Here is a 20,628-nt window from a genome sequence, read left to right on the forward strand (position 1 = left end):
CGCTCACGCGCGCGAGACGTAGCGGCGGGGCTTTCCGTCGCCGAGGTCGGAGAGGGACGGGCGCTGCTGCACCTCGACCGTGCGGCCGAGCAGTGCTTCAAGGGCGGCTGTGACCTGCGCCGAATCGCCCCGCACGATCGTCGCCTCGACCCGGCCCGTCGCATCCTGAATCACCGACCAGCCGTGCGCGCCGGCCGCCTGCAGGTGCTGGGTCAGGTCGACGCACGGCACGCGGCTGCCGTCGGCGGCCAGAAACGTGGTCGCCTCGCGACCCTCGAGGTCGGCGATCGCGAGCCGACCGCCGACGTCGACCAGGCGGCCGAAGTCGCCCGTGCGGTAGCGCACGAGAGGCAGCAGGGAGTTCTCGCCGGCGGTCACCACGATCTCTCCGTGCGCGCCGGGCGGGGCCGGTCGGCCCCGCTCGTCGACGATCTCGACGTGCACGCGCCGGTCGAGCACCACGAACGGCCCGTCGTCGGCGCGGGATGCGATGGGCCGGGTCTCGTGGAGTCCGTAGATGTCGATCACGGGGCAGCCGTAAGCACGCTCGAGGTCGTGGCGCAGCGCACTCGACAGGGCCATCGCGCCGGAGAAGATCGCGAGCGGGCGGAGCGCCGCGACGAGCTCGGCGTCGAGCAGCTCGGCGAGGCTGGTGGGGCTGCCGCTGAACGCCTGCGGGTTCTGGTCGACGAGGAATCGTGTGCGAGCGTCAGGGCTGCGCCACCCGCGCCGGTCGAGATTGAGCCGGGCCATCGTGGCCTGGTCGAAGGAGCTGATCACCGAGGCGTAGGTGAACGCCTGCCGTTGCTTCACGACGTGGGCGAGCGCGAGGCGGGTGTGATCCGGCTCCCACACGACACCCTGTTCGGCGGCGAGGGCGATCATCAGGTGGAAGGTCCGTGCCGTGTCCTCGATGTCGTCGGGAATCAGCAGCGCGCGGCCCGTGCTGCCCGAGCTCGACCCGTGCACCGCCCGTGCGAGATCGGCGTCGAGGGGCACGAACGCCGACACATCGTCGACGAGGTCGTCACGGGTGATCAGGGGGAAGTCCTGCAGCGAGCGAAGCTCCGCCGCCCGTCTTCGGTAGGCGGGAAGGCGTCGCGCCGTGTCGAGGTGCTCGTCGATCCAGCCGGCCGTCGGCAGGGGCCGGCGCACGCGCCGCACGGCCTCGGCCGAGAGCCGGTCGCCCGTGGCGTGAACCCACGCCGGGGCATCCGGATGCGACCTGAGCGTCTCGAGCCGACGCGCGCCCTCGGGGCTGAGTGTCGGCCACCGTTCGGCATCGACGAGGGCCGTCTGGCCGCCGGGAGTGTACTCGGCGATGGCCAGGGGATCGTCGGGGTCTGGCGCGTTGATGCCGTTCACGCTCATTCGTGGGTGTACCGGGCGGCCGCCTCGCGCGCCCGGGCGTCGTTCAGGGCGCGGGTCACCTCGAGGCGGTGTGCATGCTCCGCAGCGGCGGCGGCCAGAGCTCCGTTGCGTTGCAGCGAGTCCCGCATGTCGAGCAGCGATCGAGCCGTCTCGCGGTCCTCGCCGGCGGGCAGTGCGCCCGACCAGAGCAGGAAGGTCCGGGCGGCCTCGTCTCGGCGCTCGGCGTCGCTGATCCACTCGGAGGGATCGACGACGGCGGCCAACCGCAGCGCGAGAGCCGCGAGTGTGCGCGCCGCGTGGGCGGTCTCCAGCCGGGGAGCGAATGCACCGAGCAGGTCTTCGCTCGCCCAGAGCCACAGGGCGATGGCCGCGCCCCGTCTGGCGGCCGACGACCTCGTCTCCGTGACGTCGCTGAGCAACTGCACGACCTCGGTCGATGCGGGCGTGCGGCCGCGATCGGCGCCGAGAACGTCGCCGGCGAGGGCCAGCAGGGAGACCCGGTCGTCGAGGAAGCTCTTCGGGATGCTCGAGAGACGGCTGCCCACGACGTCGACGGGTGGCCCGGGCACGGCCCGCTGCCAGGCTGCGTCGACGTCGTCGCCGCAGTCGAGCCAGCGCTGCAGCAGCTGCTCGGCCGACTCGATGTCCGGCTCCATTCGATCAGCCACGTCGACCTCCAGCTTCAGTGCGTCGAAGGCCCGGCGGTTCGGCGAGTCTGCGGGCCAGGCGCGCGCAGACGAGGGGCGCGTCCGTCATCCTGTCGATGTACTCGACGTCGTAGCCGGCCTCGGTGGCCGGCTCCGTGAGGCGACGACCGGCATCCTGAACGACGAGCGTGGCGGTGTCGAGGGTTCGGCGCACCGTCCGCGCCACGTCCGCATACTGTGGCTGCCCCGCACCGAACATCGACTGCAGGCCGTCGTCGGAGAGCACGACGACGTGCCGTCGTTTGACGGACGCGCCGGCTCCGCGGGAGCGTCGCGCGTCGGCGTAGCGGGTCGCGTAGAGGTCGAGGGGAAACGTCGTTCCGTGCCCGAAATAGAAGGTGAGGTCGCGCATCAACTCGGCCCTGTCGCGGGTGAACCGTGCGCCGCCCGCGACCTCGCCCGCTGCGGAGAACGACGTCACTCGCGCCTGTCCGCCCCCGCGGAGGGCGCTCAGAATGAGGATGGTGCCGGCCAGCACGCCCGGAGATTCGCGTCGAGGTGCGGTCATCGACCCGGAGGAGTCGATATAGATGTCGAGCTGCACGCTCTCACGGGCGTCGGGAGGAGCATCCGGCAGCACATCGCGAAGCCTCGTCGTGACGCCGGGAACGACGGTCGTGCTGTGCGACAGTGAGGCAGGCCAGTCGATCGCCGAGATGTCGTCGTCGATGTTCCACTGCTCGAGGGCGCCGGGGATGGTCTCGTCGAGTGAGCGCGGCGTGCTCGGGGGCTGGGTGAGGGGCCGCACGTACCGGCGGGCAGCGGTGAGGTACCAGGCCGCCACGACGTCGTCGGCATTCGCCGCCGAATAGAGCGCCAGCGTGTCGGCCAATCCGTATCCCTGGCCGAGCCCGTCGACGCTCGCGTCGTCGGCCGATTCGTCGTTGGCCTCCATGCCGGTGCCCGAGGCCGATGCGGCCTGGCGCGCCTTCTCGACGGCCGGATGCTCCGGCACCTCGCGCAGCCGCGGGTCGCCGAGCACCCGCTCGAGTTCGGCCGCCGTGGGAGCCGTCTCGTCGGCTTGCCCCGCGCATCCGCCCGCCGCCTGCGCGCCGGCCGCCGTCGAGCGCCGACGGGGCTCCCCGTCGGAGATCAGGTAGGGCGCCATGATCATGCCGAAGCGCAGGGCGCCGCTCACCGGGTCGTCGCCGAAGGTGCGCACGGTCTCGGCGAGGAGGGCGGCGTCGAGGGGCGGATTCGTGAGCACGAGCTCCGCCCAGCGCGCCTCGGCGGCGATGCGGGCGTCGGCGGCCGCTGCTGCCTCGACGGCCTTCAGCCTCTGCTCCTCGGTCTTCGTCGCGGCGGGCACCGTCGGTGGTGGCGGCTGCCGGTGCACGACGGGCCGCGGCGGCGGTTCCGCCGGGCACAGGAATCCTGCCGGCCTGCTCCAGAGGATCTCGTAGGCGCGCAGCACCACCCACCAGAGCTGGTCGGAGGGTGGCGACACTGACAGCGCGCGCCACATGGTGATCATCTGGGGGTCGCCGGAGGTCGCGCCGTCGCGCTGCCGCTGCATCGTCGCGACGCGGGTGTTGATCAGCATGTCCGACCACAGGTTCGACATGCGGTGGGCCTGGCCGTCGGGATCGGGGATGCGGGCCCGTCCCGTGGCGGCGATGGCCCGGGCGAGCTGCTGGGTGATCGTGAACGAGTCGATACGCGTGCTCGGAGACAGCACGTGGTGGCCGATCTCGTGCGCGAAGATCGATTCGTAGAACCCGTCGACCCCGTGGCGGCGGGCCTCGGTCGGATCGACCGACACCTGCGGTGGAAACGAGAACCACGCGAACGACGACCTCGCGGCACCGGGTTCGAGGAGAGGATCATGCAGGCGCACGCCCCACAGCGCCTGCGCCGACTGCCAAGCCGCGCGCTGCGCCTCGTCGAGAGGATGCTCGCGTGCACCGAAGAGAGGGGTCATCGGGCCTTCTCCAGCAGCAGCCAGGCGAGGTACGAGGTGTCGAAGACGGCGAGTCGGGTGGGCCAGGCTCCGGATGCCGCGGGTCGGCCGACGGGGTCGGCTGCGGTCGCGGGCGCCGAGTCAGACGGCAGCCGGGAGAGACTCGTGCCGAAGATATCGGCGTCGAGCTGCCAGCGCTCGCCGTCGGTGAGCGTGATGACGAATCGGCCCTCCCGATCGCCGTGCTCGCCCGTCAGGGGCGGTGCCGTCCACGCGCCGCCCAGCCCGCGGAATCCGCCGACACGGGCGATCACGACGTCGCCGTCGCCCCTGGCCGGCCATCCGAACGGGCTCTCGGCCTGGGCGCTCGCGAAGTCGTCGAGTTCGGAGGGCTGCAGGCCCACGGCGCTCGCGAGGGCCTGTCGCGGCACCGACCCGGAGCCGAGCGCCTCGCCGAGCCGGGCGAGAGCATCCTGCCTCAGATCGAGCGTGCCCGAGCGCCACGCGGAGAGGGCCGCGAGCGTGAGAACGGTGTGCGGCAGCGGCCCGTCTGTGCTGGCAGCGGCATCGTCGGCCGCGAGGGCGAGCGACAGGAAGTGTGTGTAGAGGGTCGAGTCTCCGCCCCAGGATTCGACGTTGCGGATCGACTGGTCGACATCGAAGCCGGGAACGGCGGGCACGACCGTCGTCTGCGGCTGAAGGCCGTCGTCGACGGCCTGGCCGGGCCGTCGGATCATCGGGGGCGACCCTCGAGCCACTGCAGGTAGTTGGTGTAGCGCTGGTGCAGGTACTTCAGGGCCACGAGGTCGTCGAAATGCCGACCGTAGAGCTTCTTCTGCTTCGAGATCGTCTGGATCTGCGACTCGATGGCCGTGAGGCGGCGCGACGCCTCGACCTGGCTGACACCGTCGAGTCCCGCCGTGAATTCCGCGAGGAGGTCGCCGACCGGGTCGCTCTTCGCGAGTCCAAGTGACAGGAACTGGCGACGCGACTGCTCGAACAGATCGGCGAGCCAGCTGATCGAGTCGGTCGCGAGCTCCCTGTCGGCGCCGGTCTCGAACCGGGGGTGCAGCTCGTTGGGAAGCAGTTTTCCCCGCAGGGAGAAGGGCAGCACCGCGGCGACGTCGTCGAGTCCGACGACATCGACGCCTCGGAAGTAGGCCATGGCCTTCGCGTAGGTGATGAGCGACTGCAGCGCCCGGGCCGAGAGGCTGTTCACGGTCTGCGCCCCGAGGTCGACCTGCAGGTCTGCGCCGGTGTTGCTGTCGATCACCTCGCCGACCTGGCCGCCCGAGGTCATCACCGTGTCCTTCGTGCGGTATTCGAAGCGGCGGCCTCCGTGCTGCACGAACTCGAACTGGCTCGCGAAGAACTCGAGCTGTCGACGCACGTCGCGGGGAACGGGAACCGCCCGGATGGCCGCCGCCAGCGCGGTCTGTTCGGCAGCGCTGAACACCAGCTCGGCGGGAACGTGGTCCTCGGGCTTCTCCCCGGCCTCGACCCGGGTGATGAGCTCGTCGAAGAACCTGCTGTTGAATCCCTGCGCCGCGACCGTGACGTCGACCCTGTCTTTCAGGGCCTGGATGACCGGGAACGTTCCCCCGCCCGAATCGTCGTTGGCGGTGAAGAACCAGCTCTCGACGCCGGACTCGGGAGCCGTGCGGAGCATCTGGTCATAGCTCTCGACGTAGCCCTCGGCCACCATCGTGAGCAGCGCGGACTGGGTCTTGGTGGGGATGCGGTTGTATTCGTCGATGATCTTGACGGGTTTCGTGAGCCAGCCGCGCCAGGCGATGGTGATCTCGGGCAGGCTGGCGGCGTTCACGAGGTCGCGGGGCAGGGGCATGCCGACGAGGTCTCCGACCGTGAGCTGGGGCTGCCCCTGCTGCACGCTTCGCCGCACCTCGGCGGGTTCGGTGCCCGCGATCACGCCCATCAGCACGGCGAGGGTGGTCTTTCCGCGCCCCGGCCCGCCGACGAGCAGGCATTTTCCGCCGACCGCCGTGGTGAGCAGGGGCAGCAGGACGTTCGACGAATACGACTGGTCGGTGGGCAGGTGCAGCTCTGCGCCGGCGTCGCCGAGGGGAAAGCTCACCGGGGCGTCGAGCGAGAATTCGATGTCGTAGAACGGCGAGATGACGGCACGGTTGACGAGCCAGAAGTAGACGCGGCGCAGCTTCTCGTCGAGGGCGACCTGGTCGACGGTGTTCGGCTGGCGGAACAGGTCTTCGGCTGTCAGGCCCGGGCGGGATGCGCCGGTGCCGGTTCGCGTGGGGGATTCCGAGATCTTGTTCCAGCGATTGGGCATGGCACCAGTCTAGGAAGCTGCGGAGCGGTGCGGGGGAGAGCTGCTACGCCGCGCGGACCGGACCGACGAGGGTCGTGGTGCGGGGAGCCGCGTCGGTGACTGCCTTGGCTAGTTCGGCGGGCACGTCGACGGTGTTGATCGGGGCGAGCGGCGTGCGCGACGCCGGGGTCTCCGCAGCACGGAAGACGCCGTGGCTGGTGAGCGTCGACACGATATCGCGGGCCACGGAGGCGGCCAGGACGGTGTGGAAGATGTCGTCGGTGTCGACCTCGGTGCGGCGGGTGATCGCGAACGAACCGTAGGGACCGAAGTTCTCCATGAGGGTCTGGTTCACCAGCTCGGAAAGGCGCTGCTGGTTGGCCTCGTCTTGTTGTTCTGCCTTCGCGCGTCGTCGCCATCCGAGCATTTTTCACACCTTCCCACCACGGTCGTGATCCCAGTGTGCGGTGCGGGCTCGGGATGAGGCCGCAGACACGCCGCGATCCCGCCTGATAGACGGGATCGCGACCTGTTCGGGACAGCTTTCGGCAGGGTTCCGTTAACCCTTCGGGTGGCCGGACGCGTCGAGGTCCTCCGACCGGATCTCCTCGGCCACCGCGCCCCCGTAGCCATCGGTTTCGGGGTCGCCGTGCAGGCCTCCCGACAGCGCGTACTCCTCCTCGGGAGACAGCACGAGCTGCTTGCGTCCCCAGAGGGCGAACCCGAGCAGGATCAGTGCGTAGACGATCACGATCGCGATGATGGCCGGCTGGAAGGTGACGTTCAGCAGGAAGCCCAGGAAGATGAGCGCGGAGATCACGCCGGCGACCACGGCGCCGGGGATGCCCCACGGGCTCACGTAGGGCCGCTTGGCGTTGGGGAACTTCTTGCGCAGGATCACGAAGGAGATCATCTGCAGCAGATAGGCCACGACAGCGCCCCAGACGGCGATGTTCAGGATGATCGCTCCCGCGACCGCCCCCGCTCCCTCAGCGTCGACGTTCGACAGGATGTCGAGAACGACGAGGGCGATGAAACCGATCACCGCGCCCACGGTGAGGGCGACCCAGGGCGTCTGGCGCTTGCCGGTGAGCGAGAAGAACTTCGGGTAGTACCCGGCGCGGGAGAGCGAGTACATGTTGCGTCCGTAGGCGAACATGATGCCCTGGAGCGAGGCGAGCAGGCCGATCAGCGCGAAGAGCGCGAGGGCCGCGGCCGCCTGGTCTCCCACGATCGCGCGGAATCCGTCGAGCAGGGGCTCCGCCGAGACGCCCATGTTCTCTGCGCCGATCACGCCGGTGTTGAGGAACAGGATCAGCAGTCCGGTCACGATGAGGGTTCCGCGGGCCCAGAAGCCCGCCTTGGGAATGTCGCGCACCGGGTTGTGGGCCTCCTCGGCCGCGAGCGGCAGCTCCTCGATGCCGAGGAAGAACCACATGGCGAAGGGCAGCGCGAAGAGGATCGGGATCACGCCGTGGGGGAGGAACGCCGACTGGCCCGGGTCGGGTTCGATGTTGAAGAGGCTGTCCCAGCTGAAGAGTCCCGAGAACGCGGCCATGGCCGAGAAGACCAGCAGGATCGCGATGGAGATGATCGACACGACGATCGCGAACTTGAACGAGATTGCGGCCCCGGCAGCGTTCAGCGCGATGAACGCGATGTAGAGCACCAGCCACCAGATCCACATGGCGCCTGAGAGGTCGAAGCCGAGGAGCTCGGTCGTGATGCTGTTGGCATACTGCGCCGAGAAGAAGACGATCACACCGGTCGTTGCCACGTATTCGATGGTCTCGGCGAGACCCGTCACGAGTCCGCCCCACGGCCCCATCGCCGAGCGGGCGAACGAGTACGCGCCTCCCGTGTGCGGCATGGCCGCCGCCATCTCGCCGATCGAGAAGATCATTCCGTAGTACATGACGATGAGCAGGGCGAAGGCGATGAGCATGCCCCCGAAGCCGGCGAAGTCGATTCCGAAGTTCCACCCCGAGAAGTCTCCCGAGATGACTGCCGCCACGGCGAGGCCCCAGAGCCCCCAGATGCCCGCCGATCTCTTGAGCGTGCGTTTCTCGAAGTAGCCGTCTGCAGCCTTGCTGTAGGTGACGCCCGAACGGCGGGTCTTGCTGTCAGTCACGTGGATCCTCCGGTAGCTCGTTGTCTCGGCAGTGCACAGCGGAACGCCATCGGCTCCCTCGCACGATTTCTGCACACACTAGCGTTCTATTGGTTGGTTGGCACCACCTTTGTGTGTAAATTGCGTGTTACGAACACGGGCAACAACTCCCGCTCAGCCGACGAACTCGTGTGATGTAATGGTCGGGTCGACGGGGTTCCGCAGCGCGGGAATCGCCCGTGGCGACCATCGATGAAGGAGCACACCGTGGCATCCACCGCAGGAAATCTCACGCTCGACGCCCTCACGGCCCAGGTCTCGGCCGGCGAGGTCGACACCGTGATCGTGGCCTTCACCGACATGCAGGGCAGGCTCGTGGGCAAGCGGCTCTCGGCCCGCCTCTTCGTCGAAGACGCGGCGTCGCACGGAGCCGAGTGCTGCAACTACCTGCTCGCCGTCGACGTCGAGATGAACACGGTCGACGGATACGACATGTCGAGCTGGGAGCACGGCTACGGCGACATGGCGATGATGCCCGACATGTCGACCCTGCGAACGATTCCGTGGCTGCCGGGCACGGCGATGGTCACCGCCGACCTGCACTGGCTCGACGGCGAGCCGGTCGAGCCGTCGCCGCGGCAGATCCTGGCGGCGCAGATGAAGCGCCTCGCCGATCGCGGCCTCGAGGCGTTCGTCGCCACCGAACTCGAGTTCATCGTCTTCGACGACAGCTACCGCTCTGCCTGGTCGAAGGGATACCGCGACCTCACCCCCGCGAGCGACTACAACATCGACTACGCCCTGCTGGCCTCCACGCGCATGGAGCCGCTGCTGCGCGACATCCGGGTGTCGATGGACGGCGCCGGCATGTACTGCGAGGGCGTGAAGGGCGAGTGCAACTTCGGGCAGCAGGAGATCGGCTTCCGCTACGACGACGCCATGGTCACGTGCGACAACCACTCGATCTACAAGAACGGTGCCAAGGAGATCGCGGATCGGCACGGCAAGTCGCTCACGTTCATGGCCAAGTTTAACGAACGCGAGGGCAACTCGTGCCACGTGCACATCAGCCTCAGAGGCACCGACGGCACTGCAGTCTTCAGTGATCCGGATGCCGAGAACGGCATGTCAGACATGTTCCGTCATTTCATGGCAGGCCAGCTCAAGACGCTGCGCGAGCTGACGCTGTTCTTCGCGCCCAACATCAACTCGTACAAGCGCTACGTCGACGGCTCGTTCGCGCCGACGGCAGTGGCCTGGGGGCTCGACAACCGCACCTGCGCCCTGCGCGTGGTGGGCAAGGGCCTCGGAATGCGCGTCGAGAACCGCGTTCCCGGGGGCGACGTGAACCAGTACCTGGCGACCGCCGCCCTCATCGCCGGCGGGCTCTACGGAATCGAGAACGAGCTCGAGCTCGAAGACGCGACCGTAGGCAACGCGTACACGTCGGGTGCACCGCGCGTGCCCACGAACCTGCGCGATGCGGCCGAGCTCTTCGCGTCGAGCGAGATCGCCCGGGCCGCGTTCGGTGACGAGGTCGTCGACCACTACGTGAACAACGCGCGCATCGAGCTGAAGGCCTTCGACAGCGCCGTCACCGACTGGGAGAGGGTGCGCGGCTTTGAGCGCCTCTGATCGCCTGCCGGTTATCGGCCTCACGACCTACCTCGAACGCGCGAAGACCGGAGTCTGGGACGTTCCCGCCTCGTTCCTCCCGAAGGTCTACTTCGATGCCGTCGAGAAGGCCGGCGGCATCGCCGTGCTGCTGCCGCCCCAGGCCGTCAGCGACGCGATCGCGGATCGCCTGCTCGATTCTCTCGACGGCCTGATCCTCACCGGCGGCAAGGACATCGAACCGTCGCGCTACGGCCAGGAGGCCCACGCCGAGACCGACGAGCCCCGGCGCGACCGCGACGCGTGGGAGGACACGCTGCTGCGCCGTGCGATCGATCGCGAGATCCCGTTCCTCGGCATCTGCCGGGGAGCGCAGATGCTGAACGTCGCGCGGGGCGGAACCCTGCACCAGCACCTTCCCGATGTCGTCGGCGACCGTCGATACCAGGCCGGCGACGGAATCTTCAACCACGTGGAGGTCGGCGTCGAACAGGGCTCGCGACTCGCATCGCTGCTCGCGAGCGACGAACTCGACGTTCCCGTCTACCACCACCAGGCCATCGACTCGCTCGGCGACGGGCTCGTCGTGACCGCCCGAACCCCCGACGGAACGATCGAGGCGGTCGAGCTCGAGTCCGTTCCGTTCGGCGTCGCCGTGCAGTGGCACCCCGAGGAGTCGCCCGACGACATCCGACTCTTCGCCGGCCTCGTCGAGGCGGCCCGACAGTACCGAGCACAGGAACAGGAACACCCGACAGCATGAGCAGCTACACCGTGATCAACCCGGCGACGGAAGAGGTCGTCACCGACGTCGAGCTCTTCGACGTCGAGGGCACCGACGACGCCATCGCGCGGGCGGCGGATGCGCAGAAGGCATGGGCGCGCCGGGCCCCCGCAGAGCGGGCGCAGGCCCTGCGGGACTTCGCGGCGGCCGTCGACGCGAACGTCGAGGCACTCGCCCGGCTGGAGACCCTGAATTCCGGCCATCCGATCGGCCAGGCCCGCTGGGAGGCGGGCCACGTGCGCGACGTGCTCACCTACTACTCGGCGGCTCCCGAACGGCTCTTCGGTAAACAGATCCCGGTCGCCGGCGGCCTCGACGTCACGTTCCACGAGCCCCTCGGCGTGGTGGGAGTCATCACGCCGTGGAACTTTCCCATGACCATCGCGGCGTGGGGGTTCGCCCCGGCGCTCGCGGCGGGCAACGCGGTCGTGCTGAAGCCGGCCGAGTGGACGCCGCTGACCTCGGTGCGGCTCGCCGAGATCGGGCGGGAGTCCGGACTGCCCGACGGCCTGTTCCAGGTGTTGCCCGGGCACGGGAACGTGGTCGGGGAGCGCTTCGTGACCAACCGGACCGTGCGCAAGGTCGTGTTCACCGGGTCGACCGCTGTGGGCAAGAAGATCATGGCGGGCAGTGCCGAGCAGGTGAAGAGGGTGACCCTCGAGCTCGGCGGCAAGAGCGCCAACATCGTGTTTGCCGACTCCGACCTCGAGAGGGCCGCCGCCTCGGCCCCGTCGGGGGTCTTCGACAACGCGGGGCAGGACTGCTGCGCGCGCAGTCGCATCCTGGTCGAGCGCAGCGTCTACGACCGCTTCATGGAGTTGCTCGAGCCCGCGGTGAACCGGGTCGTCGTCGGCGACCCGAACGACGAGGCCACCGAGATGGGACCGCTCGTCTCGGCGAAGCACCACGCGTCGGTGAGCTCGTATGTTCCCGACGACAGCCAGGTCGCGTTCCGGGGATCCGCGCCGCAGGGCCCGGGGTACTGGTTCCCGCCGACGGTGCTCACGCCGGGTCGCGACGACCGCACCGCCACCGAGGAGATCTTCGGACCTGTCGTAACGGTGCTCCCGTTCGACGACGAGGCCGACGCGGTGTCGCTGGCGAACGCCACGGAATACGGCCTCTCGGGCTCGATCTGGACCCGCGACGTCGGCCGCGCGTTGCGCGTCTCCCGCGGCGTCGAGGCGGGCAACCTCTCGGTCAACTCGCACTCCTCCGTGCGCTACAGCACCCCGTTCGGCGGCTTCAAGCAGTCGGGCCTCGGCCGTGAGCTCGGCCCCGACGCACCCCTCAGTTTCACCGACACCAAGAACGTCTTCATCGCCGTAGAGGAGCTCTCATGACCGACCTGCCCACCATCGACCTCACGAAGCGCCTCGCCGGAAAAGTGGCGGTGATCACGGGCGGCGCCAGCGGCATCGGCTTCGCCACCGCCCGCCGCTTCGCCGCCGAGGGCGCCACGGTCGTGATCGGCGACATGGATGCTGCATCGGGCGAGCGCGCGGCCGCTGCCGTCGGCGGCCTCTTCGTGCAGGTGAACGTCACCGACGAGGCCCAGGTCGACAACCTGTTCAAGGTGGCCTTCGACACCTACGGATCGGTCGACGTCGCCTTCAACAACGCGGGCATCTCGCCCCCCGACGACGACTCCATCGAGACGACCGAGCTTCCCGCCTGGGAGAAGGTGCAGGACGTGAACCTCAAGTCGGTCTACCTGTGCTCGCGAGCCGCGCTGCGCTACATGGTTCCGCAGAAGCGCGGTTCGATCATCAACACCGCGTCGTTCGTCGCCGTGATGGGCTCTGCCACGTCGCAGATCTCGTACACGGCATCGAAGGGCGGCGTTCTCGCCATGTCCCGCGAGCTGGGCGTGCAGTTCGCCCGCCAGGGAATCCGGGTCAACGCCCTCTGCCCGGGCCCGGTGAACACGCCCCTGCTGCAGGAGCTCTTCGCCAAGGACCCGGCCCGCGCCCAGCGCCGCCTCGTGCACATCCCCCTCGGACGGTTCGCTGAGCCAGAGGAGTTGGCGGCGTCGGTCGCGTTCCTCGCCAGCGACGACTCCTCGTTCATCACGGGCTCGACATTCCTCGTCGACGGGGGAATCAGCTCGGCCTACGTGACACCCGAGTAGAGGGTCGAGAACGCGATGACCGATATCGCAGACGGCTCGCAACCGGATGCCGCGGGCCTGGCCGGCGACGCCCTGTTGCGCCGGGTGCGCACCGGCAACGCGTTCGAGGACACCGTCTCGAGGCTGCTGCAGACGATCCGCCTGGGCGTTGTCTCACCGGGGGAGGCCCTGCCCAGCGAACGCGACCTCGCGCTGCGCTTCGGGGTGAGCCGCGACACGGTGCGCGACGCGATCAAGGCGCTCGCGGATGCCGGTTTCCTGGTCTCGCGGCGCGGGCGCTACGGAGGCACGTTCGTCAGCGATCGGGTTCCGCTCGTCGGCCTCAGCGGAGTGCTCGACGACGCGGCGCCGCAGTCCGAGACGGTGACGGCGGAAGATCTCGACGACGTGCTCGGCCTCCGCGACATCCTCGAGGTCGGAGCCGCCCGCGCCGCGGCGGATCGCGCACTCACGAAGGCGCAGCGCGAACTGCTCTGGAGCAGCCTGCGCGAGACCGCCGAGGCGTCGGCCGACGACTATCGGCGGCTGGACTCACGCCTGCACCTTGCCATCGGAGAGCTCGTGGGCGTGCCGTCGCTCATGCCGCTGCTGGCCGACAACCGCATGAGGATCAACGAGTTCCTCGACCACATCCCCCTGCTCGAGCGCAACATCGCGCACTCGAACGAGCAGCACGAGCAGATCGTCCTCGCGATCCTCACGGGAGACGCGGACAGGGCGGCGGTCACGATGCGTGAACACCTCGAGGGATCCGAGGCGCTGCTCCGAGGCTTCCTGGCCTGACGCCGCCGTTCCCTGAGCCTGTCGAAGGGAAGGGGCGGCTACTTCGCGTCGAGCTCGCGGGCGTCGTCGTCGGCCTGCAGAACGCTGCCGATGGCGAGGGCGACCGTGATGCCCCAGCTGAGCCACATGAGAAGCAGTCGCCAGTCGCGCGGACCCTGTCTCGTGGTCTGCAGCACCGACCAGGCGCCGACGACAGCACCGATCACACTCGAGTTGAAGATGAATTTGCGCATGCGTGCCTCCGTGGTCGTGTCTTCAGGTTAGTCGTTCGTGCCGTCCGGCCGCCCGGGCTTCCGGATGCTCGGGGTCGTCTTGTATAGCGCACGCCCGAGCACCCCGTGGGTGCGGGGGATCGACTGGTAGCCTGATCACTGGTCTACACGGTCGGCGCCTTGGCCGATCGCAAACGAGGAGTTCCCCATTTCCACGGACGAGGCCGCATCGCGGTCCACTACCCCTGCCGACACATACGACCTCGTGGTCGTCTCCAACAGGCTCCCTGTCGACAAGGTCACCCGCGCCGACGGCAGCGTCGAGTGGCGCACCTCGCCTGGCGGTCTCGTGACCGCCCTCGAGCCAGTCATGCAACGGGCCGACGGAGCCTGGGTCGGCTGGGCGGGCGTGGCGGACGACGAGTCCGAGCCGTTCGAGCACGACGACATCTCCATCGTTCCCGTCACACTCAGCGCAGACGACGTCGAGAACTACTACGAGGGGTTCTCGAACGACACCCTCTGGCCGCTGTATCACGACGTGATCGCGCCGCCCACGTACCACCGCGAGTGGTGGGAGTCCTACGTGCGGGTCAACCAGCGCTTCGCGGAGCGCGCCGCCTCGGTCGCCGCGGCCGACGGCACGGTCTGGGTGCAGGACTATCAGCTGCAGCTCGTGCCCAAGATGCTGCGCGAGCTCCGTCCCGACCTCACCATCGGTTTCTTCAACCACATTCCGTTCCCGGCATACGGCATCTTCTCGCAGCTGCCGTGGCGAGCCCAGATCATCGAGGGCCTCCTCGGGGCCGATGTCATCGGGTTCCAGCGCGCGGCAGACGCGGGCAACTTCACGCGTGCCGTGCGCCGTCTGCTCAGCTACACGACGAAGGGCACGGCCATCGACGTGCCGATCGACGACGACCTGTCCGAGTCGCTCGAGCCGGCCCGGGTGTCGACGTCGCGCACGGGCAGCCTCGTGCGCACGGTGCACGCACGGCACTTCCCGATCTCGATCGACACGCAGAGCTTCGAGAACCTCGCACGGCGTCCCGACATCCAGGCCCGTGCCAAAGAGATCAGGGCCGGCCTCGGCAACCCCAAGGTCGTGATGCTCGGCGTCGACAGGCTCGACTACACCAAGGGGATCGGCCATCGTCTCAAGGCGTTCGGCGAGCTGCTCGCCGACGGCACGGTCACCGTCGAAGACGTGACCCTCGTGCAGGTCGCCAGCCCCAGCCGCGAACGTGTCGCCGCGTACCAGCAGCTGCGCGACGAGGTCGAGCTCACGGTCGGGCGCATCAACGGCGACTACTCGACCATCAGCCACACGGCCATCAGCTACCTGCACCAGGGATACCCCCGCGAGGAGATGGTGGCGCTCTACCTGGCCAGCGACGTGATGCTGGTCACCGCGCTCCGCGACGGAATGAATCTCGTCGCGAAGGAGTACGTGGCCAGCCGCTTCGACAACGACGGCGTGCTCGTGCTGAGCGAGTTCGCCGGCGCCGCAGACGAGTTGAAGAGCGCCCTGCTCGTGAACCCCCACGACATCGACGGCCTCAAGGAGTCGATCATGGAGGCGATCGAGATGACGAAGAGCGAGCGCTCGAGACGGATGCGCGCATTGCGCAAACGGGTGCGCGACTACGACGTGTCGCGCTGGTCGACCGCCTTCCTGTCTGCCCTGACCGACCCGAACGGAACGCCCTCGTACGTCGCGACCAAGTGGGGAGCATCCGACCGATGAGCACCCAGCCGAACGGCACGAGCCGAGCCGTCGCATCCGGCACCCAGATCGACGAGACCGACGACCTGATCGAGCGCCTGCGCGAACTCGCGCGCACGGAGCGCCTGCTCGTCGCACTCGACTTCGACGGAACCCTCGCTCCCGAGGTCGACGTGCCGAGTCATGCCCGCGCGCTTCCCGAGGCGAGGCGGGCCCTCTTCGACCTGCTGAAGCTCGACTCCACCCGTGTGGCACTCATCTCGGGACGTGCGATGGAGAGCCTCGAACAGGTGAGCGACCTTCCCGACGACGTTCTCCTCGTGGGCTCCCACGGTGTCGAGATCCGCCTCGACAGCCCCACGCGGCTCACGCTCGACACGCAGGAGCTGGCCCAGGTCGACGTGCTCAGCGGTGTTCTCGAAGACGTCGCCGACAAGGTCGACGACGTCTGGATCGAGTCGAAGCCGGCGGGCTTCGCGCTGCACACCCGCCTCGCGTCGGAAGAGGGCAGCCGACAGGCCCACCTGATGGCACTCGCCGAGACGCAGTCCGAGATCGAGGGTCTCACGGTGCGCGAGGGCAAGAACGTGCTGGAGTTCTCGATCCGATCGACCACCAAGGGCGAGGCGCTGCTCCACCTGAAGGAGTACACCAAGGCGACCGCCGTGCTCTACGCGGGCGACGACGTCACCGATGAGGACGCGTTCGCGGTGCTGCGCAGCGGAGACTTCGGGCTGAAGAGCGGGGCGGGCAAGACCATCGCCGAGTTCCGCGTGAGCGACGAAGCCGAGGTCGCCCAGGTGCTCGCGCTGCTCGCCCAGTTCCGCGCGGAGGCGTGCACTTCCGCACCTTGAGTGGTTCTAAACTCGTAACATGCCCGAAATAGACATGAAGCCGCGCAGTCGCGTCGTCACCGATGGAATCGAAGCAACCACCTCGCGCGGAATGCTTCGGGCCGTCGGCATGGGAGACGCCGACTGGGAGAAGCCGCAGATCGGCATCGCCAGTTCGTGGAACGAGATCACGCCGTGCAACCTGTCGCTCGACCGCCTCGCGCAGGGCGCCAAAGAAGGCGTGCACTCGGGCGGCGGCTACCCGCTCCAGTTCGGCACCATCTCCGTCTCCGACGGCATCTCGATGGGCCACGAGGGCATGCACTTCTCGCTCGTCTCGCGTGAGGTCATCGCCGACAGCGTCGAGGTCGTCATGCAGGCCGAGCGCCTCGACGGCTCCGTTCTTCTGGCCGGATGCGACAAGTCGCTGCCAGGCATGCTCATGGCCGCGGCACGGCTCGACCTGGCCAGCGTCTTCCTCTACGCCGGATCGATCGCGCCCGGCTGGGTGAAGCTGTCCGACGGCACCGAGAAAGACATCACGATCATCGACTCGTTCGAGGCTGTCGGCGGCGTGAAGGCCGGCACCATGAGCGAGGCCGACGCCAAGCGCATCGAGTGCGCCTTCGCCCCGGGCGAGGGTGCCTGCGGAGGCATGTACACGGCCAACACCATGGCCAGCGTCGCCGAGGCCCTCGGCATGAGCCTGCCAGGCTCCGCCTCGCCCGCCTCGGCAGACCGACGCCGCGACTACTACGCGCACCGCAGCGGCGAGGCCGTCGTCAACATGCTGCGCCTCGGCATCACGACCCGCGACATCCTGACCAAGCCGGCGTTCGAGAACGCCATCGCCGTCGCGATGGCCCTCGGAGGCTCGACCAACGTCATCCTGCACCTTCTCGCCATCGCCTACGAAGCCGAGGTCGACCTCACGATCGACGACTTCAACCGCATCGGCGACACCATCCCGCACCTCGCCGACATGAAGCCCTTCGGCAAGTACGTCATGAACGACATGGACCGCCACGGCGGCCTGCCCGTTCTGATGAAGGCGCTTCTCGACGCCGGACTGCTGCACGGCGACGTGCTCACGGTCACCGGCAAGACGCTGGCCGAGAACCTGGCCGAACTCGACATCCCCGAGCTCGACGGCAAGGTGCTGCGCACGCTCGACAACCCCATCCACCCCACGGGCGGCCTCACGGTGCTCAAGGGGTCACTCGCCCCCGAGGGTGCCGTCGTGAAGACGGCCGGATTCGACGCGGCCGTCTTCGAAGGACCGGCCAAGGTCTTCGAGCGCGAGCGCGCCGCGATGGACGCCCTGACGGAGGGTCTGATCAACCACGGAGACGTCGTGGTGATCCGTTACGAAGGCCCCAAGGGCGGCCCGGGAATGCGCGAGATGCTCGCCATCACGGCCGCGATCAAGGGCGCTGGCCTCGGCAAAGATGTACTACTATTGACCGACGGCAGGTTCTCAGGCGGCACAACCGGACTGTGTATCGGCCATATAGCACCCGAAGCGGTGGACGCAGGTCCTATCGCCTTCGTGCGCGATGGTGATCTAATACGGGTCGATATCGCCGCTCGCTCCCTCGAGTTACTCGTCGAGGCCGATGAGCTTGCAGCCCGCCGAGACGGCTGGGCCCCTCTTCCTCCGCGCTATACCCGTGGCGTTCTCGCAAAGTACTCGAAGCTCGTGAAGTCGGCCGCGACCGGCGCCATCACGGGGTAGTACGGCGCTCCACCCTCATCACCGCCGTCTGCCGCAGCGCACGACGACACGCTGTGCAGGCAACAAGCTAGGAAAACAACATGCCCGTGGATCCATCTCCCGTGCCAAGCTCTCCGGCGATCCCCAAACCGGCCTCCGCGTCCGCTCCGGCGAACGCCCCTGAGGTCCTCACGGGGTCCGGAGCCATCCTCCGCTCGCTCGAGCACCTCGGGGTGAAAGACGTCTTCGGCCTTCCCGGCGGAGCGATCATCCCGTTCTACGACGAACTCATGGCGTCGACCGCCATCCGGCACATCCTCGTTCGCCACGAGCAGGGCGCCGGCCACGCGGCCGAGGGCTACGCGTCCTCGACCAACAAGGTCGGCGTCGCCATCGCGACGTCGGGCCCCGGCGCCACCAACCTGGTCACGGCCATCGCCGACGCCTACATGGACTCGGTGCCCGTTCTGATCATCACGGGCCAGGTCTTCTCGACCCTGATGGGAACAGACGCGTTCCAGGAGGTCGACATCGTGGGAATCACGATGCCGATCACCAAGCACTCCTTCCTGGTCACCAAGCCGGAGGACGTGCCCGCGACCCTCGCTGCCGCGTATCACATCGCATCCACCGGCCGCCCGGGCCCCGTGCTCGTCGACATCACGAAGGACGCGCAGCAGAACTCGGCGCCGTTCGTGTGGAATCCCAAGGTCGACCTGGCGGGCTACCGCCCGGTGACCAAGGCCCACGGCAAGCAGATCCAGGCTGCGGCGCAGCTCATCCTCGAGGCGAAGAAGCCCGTCTTCTACGTCGGCGGCGGAGTCATCCGGGCCCAGGCCTCGGCCGAGCTCGCCGTGCTGGCGGAGGCCACAGGTGCTCCCGTCGTCACCACCCTGATGGCGCGCGGCGCATTCCCCGACTCGCACGAGCAGAATCTCGGCATGCCCGGCATGCACGGAACCGTTCCCGCCGTACTCGCCCTGCAGGAGAGCGACCTCATCGTCGCGCTCGGCGCGCGCTTCGACGACCGCGTCACCGGCAAGGTCAGCGAGTTCGCCCCCAACGCCAAGATCGTGCACGTCGACGTCGACCCGGCCGAGATCGGCAAGATCCGCGCGGCCGACGTTCCCATCGTGGGAGACGCGAAAGACGTCATCGCCGACCTCACGAAGGGGTTCGTCTCCACGGCCGCGGCCACCGAGACGCGCCCCGACATCGACGAGTGGTGGGAGTACCTGCGCGGACTGCAGACCGAGTTCCCGCTCGGATACGCAGAACCGACCGACGGCCTGCTGTCGCCGCAATACGTGATCAAGCGCATCGGCGAGCTGTCCGGACCCGAGGCGATCTACGCATCCGGTGTCGGCCAGCACCAGATGTGGGCCGCCCAGTTCATCAAGTACGAGCGGCCGAACTCGTGGCTCAACTCCGGCGGCGCCGGAACCATGGGCTACTCGGTTCCCGCAGCCATGGGCGCCAAGGTCGCCGAGCCCGATCGCCTGGTGTGGGCGATCGACGGCGATGGATGCTTCCAGATGACGAACCAGGAACTCGCGACCTGCACGATCAACAAGATCCCGATCAAGGTCGCGATCATCAACAACTCCTCGCTCGGCATGGTGCGGCAGTGGCAGAGCCTGTTCTACGACGGGCGCCACTCGTTCACCGACCTGAACACGGGCCACGGCACGCAGATGGTTCCCGACTTCGTGAAGCTGGCCGACGCCTACGGCGCGCTGGGCATCCGAGTCACGAAGGTCGAGGAGATCGACGCGGCGATCAAGCTCGCGATCGAGACGAACGACCGCCCGGTCGTGATCGACTTCATCGTGAGCCGCGACGCCATGGTCTGGCCGATGGTTCCCCAGGGGGTCAGCAACTCGCTGATCGAACACGCACAGCAGATCGCCCCAGAGTGGGATGAGGAGTAGACCATGAGCCACCACGTTCTCTCCCTGCTCGTCGAAGACAAACCCGGTCTGCTCACGCGGGTCGCCGGCCTCTTCGCCCGCCGCGGATTCAACATCGAGAGCCTCGCCGTCGGCGCATCCGAGATCGAGGGCCTCTCGCGCATCACGGTCGCCGTCGACGTCGAAGAACTGCCCCTCGAGCAGGTCACCAAGCAGCTGAACAAGCTCGTGAACGTGATCAAGATCGTCGAGCTCGACCCCGACCAGTCGGTGCAGCGCGAGCACCTGCTGGTCAAGGTGCGCGTCGACAACTCCACGAGGTCGCACGTGCTCGAGGCCGTCAACCTGTTCCGCGCCCGCGTCGTCGACGTCTCGACCGACGCGCTCGTGATCGAGGTCACCGGCGACTCGGGCAAGACCAACGCGTTCCTGCGCGTCGTCGAGCCCTACGGAATCAAGGAGCTGGCCCAGTCGGGCCTGCTCGCCATCGGACGCGGCTCGAAGAGCATCACCGAACGCGTCTTCAAGAATTAGCAACCTCACGAA

At 68.3% G+C, this 20,628-nt stretch carries 18 protein-coding genes; 10 read left to right on the forward strand and 8 right to left on the reverse strand.

Going from position 1 to position 20,628, the window contains the following annotated elements:
• Window positions 1–3: 3 nt before the first annotated feature.
• From QCD70_RS03760 to QCD70_RS03790, 7 genes are all read right to left on the reverse strand, one after another.
• On the reverse strand, window positions 4–1,371 hold the full coding sequence (locus tag QCD70_RS03760) for an AMP-binding protein (protein ID WP_301213843.1): 1,368 nt from the start codon (window positions 1,369–1,371) through the stop codon (window positions 4–6).
• On the reverse strand, window positions 1,368–2,039 hold the full coding sequence (locus QCD70_RS03765; protein WP_301213844.1) for a phosphohydrolase: 672 nt from the start codon (window positions 2,037–2,039) through the stop codon (window positions 1,368–1,370). The genes QCD70_RS03760 and QCD70_RS03765 overlap by 4 nt, the downstream gene beginning before the upstream one ends.
• Complete coding sequence (locus QCD70_RS03770; protein ID WP_301213845.1) at window positions 2,032–3,999, reverse strand: VWA domain-containing protein; 1,968 nt, start codon at window positions 3,997–3,999, stop codon at window positions 2,032–2,034. Before QCD70_RS03770 ends, QCD70_RS03765 begins: the two co-directional genes overlap by 8 nt.
• A complete protein-coding gene (locus QCD70_RS03775) occupies window positions 3,996–4,715 on the reverse strand; it encodes a potassium transporter Kef (RefSeq protein ID WP_301213846.1) in 720 nt (239 codons plus the stop codon). The genes QCD70_RS03770 and QCD70_RS03775 overlap by 4 nt, the downstream gene beginning before the upstream one ends.
• Entirely contained in the window at window positions 4,712–6,286 is a 1,575-nt protein-coding gene (locus QCD70_RS03780; RefSeq protein ID WP_301213847.1) for an AAA family ATPase, read from the reverse strand. Before QCD70_RS03780 ends, QCD70_RS03775 begins: the two co-directional genes overlap by 4 nt.
• A 43-nt stretch (window positions 6,287–6,329) precedes the next feature.
• Window positions 6,330–6,692, reverse strand: coding sequence for a hypothetical protein (locus tag QCD70_RS03785; RefSeq protein WP_301213848.1), 363 nt, complete (start codon window positions 6,690–6,692; stop codon window positions 6,330–6,332).
• Between the two features lie 132 nt (window positions 6,693–6,824).
• Complete coding sequence (locus QCD70_RS03790; protein WP_301213849.1) at window positions 6,825–8,396, reverse strand: amino acid permease; 1,572 nt, start codon at window positions 8,394–8,396, stop codon at window positions 6,825–6,827.
• A gap of 231 nt (window positions 8,397–8,627) precedes the next feature.
• Between QCD70_RS03790 and QCD70_RS03795 the strand changes: the two genes are divergently transcribed.
• From QCD70_RS03795 to QCD70_RS03815, 5 genes are read left to right on the forward strand one after another with little or no spacing between them, the layout of a single operon-like run.
• Window positions 8,628–10,010 (forward strand): glutamine synthetase family protein, encoded by a 1,383-nt coding sequence (locus QCD70_RS03795; protein ID WP_301213850.1) that lies wholly within the window; start codon window positions 8,628–8,630, stop codon window positions 10,008–10,010.
• The gene (locus tag QCD70_RS03800) at window positions 9,997–10,752 is read left to right on the forward strand and encodes a gamma-glutamyl-gamma-aminobutyrate hydrolase family protein (RefSeq protein WP_301213851.1); all 756 of its coding nucleotides are present in this window, start codon (window positions 9,997–9,999) and stop codon (window positions 10,750–10,752) included. The genes QCD70_RS03795 and QCD70_RS03800 overlap by 14 nt, the downstream gene beginning before the upstream one ends.
• Window positions 10,749–12,116: an aldehyde dehydrogenase family protein gene (locus QCD70_RS03805; protein ID WP_301213852.1), complete on the forward strand. Its 1,368-nt coding sequence runs from the start codon at window positions 10,749–10,751 to the stop codon at window positions 12,114–12,116. Before QCD70_RS03800 ends, QCD70_RS03805 begins: the two co-directional genes overlap by 4 nt.
• Window positions 12,113–12,904: a 3-oxoacyl-ACP reductase gene (locus QCD70_RS03810; protein ID WP_044442276.1), complete on the forward strand. Its 792-nt coding sequence runs from the start codon at window positions 12,113–12,115 to the stop codon at window positions 12,902–12,904. Before QCD70_RS03805 ends, QCD70_RS03810 begins: the two co-directional genes overlap by 4 nt.
• Window positions 12,905–12,919: 15 nt before the next feature.
• Window positions 12,920–13,687 (forward strand): FadR/GntR family transcriptional regulator, encoded by a 768-nt coding sequence (locus QCD70_RS03815; RefSeq protein ID WP_301213853.1) that lies wholly within the window; start codon window positions 12,920–12,922, stop codon window positions 13,685–13,687.
• 38 nt (window positions 13,688–13,725) lie between these two features.
• Here QCD70_RS03815 and QCD70_RS03820 read toward each other — a convergent pair whose 3' ends face one another.
• Window positions 13,726–13,920 carry a hypothetical protein gene (locus QCD70_RS03820; protein WP_055931049.1) on the reverse strand — a complete coding sequence of 65 codons (195 nt, stop codon included), beginning with the start codon at window positions 13,918–13,920 and terminating at the stop codon, window positions 13,726–13,728.
• 244 nt (window positions 13,921–14,164) lie between these two features.
• Between QCD70_RS03820 and otsA the strand changes: the two genes are divergently transcribed.
• The 5 genes from otsA to ilvN all read left to right on the forward strand — a co-directional run bounded on the left by otsA (window position 14,165) and on the right by ilvN (window position 20,616).
• Window positions 14,165–15,646, forward strand: a complete 1,482-nt coding sequence (gene otsA / locus QCD70_RS03825) for an alpha,alpha-trehalose-phosphate synthase (UDP-forming) (protein ID WP_441004906.1) — start codon at window positions 14,165–14,167, stop codon at window positions 15,644–15,646.
• Window positions 15,643–16,479 (forward strand): trehalose-phosphatase, encoded by an 837-nt coding sequence (gene otsB / locus QCD70_RS03830; RefSeq protein ID WP_301213854.1) that lies wholly within the window; start codon window positions 15,643–15,645, stop codon window positions 16,477–16,479. Before otsA ends, otsB begins: the two co-directional genes overlap by 4 nt.
• 19 nt (window positions 16,480–16,498) lie before the next feature.
• Window positions 16,499–18,193: a dihydroxy-acid dehydratase gene (gene ilvD, locus QCD70_RS03835; protein ID WP_044442268.1), complete on the forward strand. Its 1,695-nt coding sequence runs from the start codon at window positions 16,499–16,501 to the stop codon at window positions 18,191–18,193.
• A gap of 80 nt (window positions 18,194–18,273) precedes the next feature.
• Window positions 18,274–20,103: an acetolactate synthase large subunit gene (locus QCD70_RS03840; RefSeq protein WP_301213855.1), complete on the forward strand. Its 1,830-nt coding sequence runs from the start codon at window positions 18,274–18,276 to the stop codon at window positions 20,101–20,103.
• 3 nt (window positions 20,104–20,106) lie between these two features.
• Window positions 20,107–20,616 (forward strand): acetolactate synthase small subunit, encoded by a 510-nt coding sequence (gene ilvN / locus QCD70_RS03845; RefSeq protein WP_044442265.1) that lies wholly within the window; start codon window positions 20,107–20,109, stop codon window positions 20,614–20,616.
• Window positions 20,617–20,628: the final 12 nt, after the last annotated feature.

Source organism: Agreia sp. PsM10, assembly GCF_030433855.1.
Lineage (GTDB): Bacteria > Actinomycetota > Actinomycetes > Actinomycetales > Microbacteriaceae > Agreia.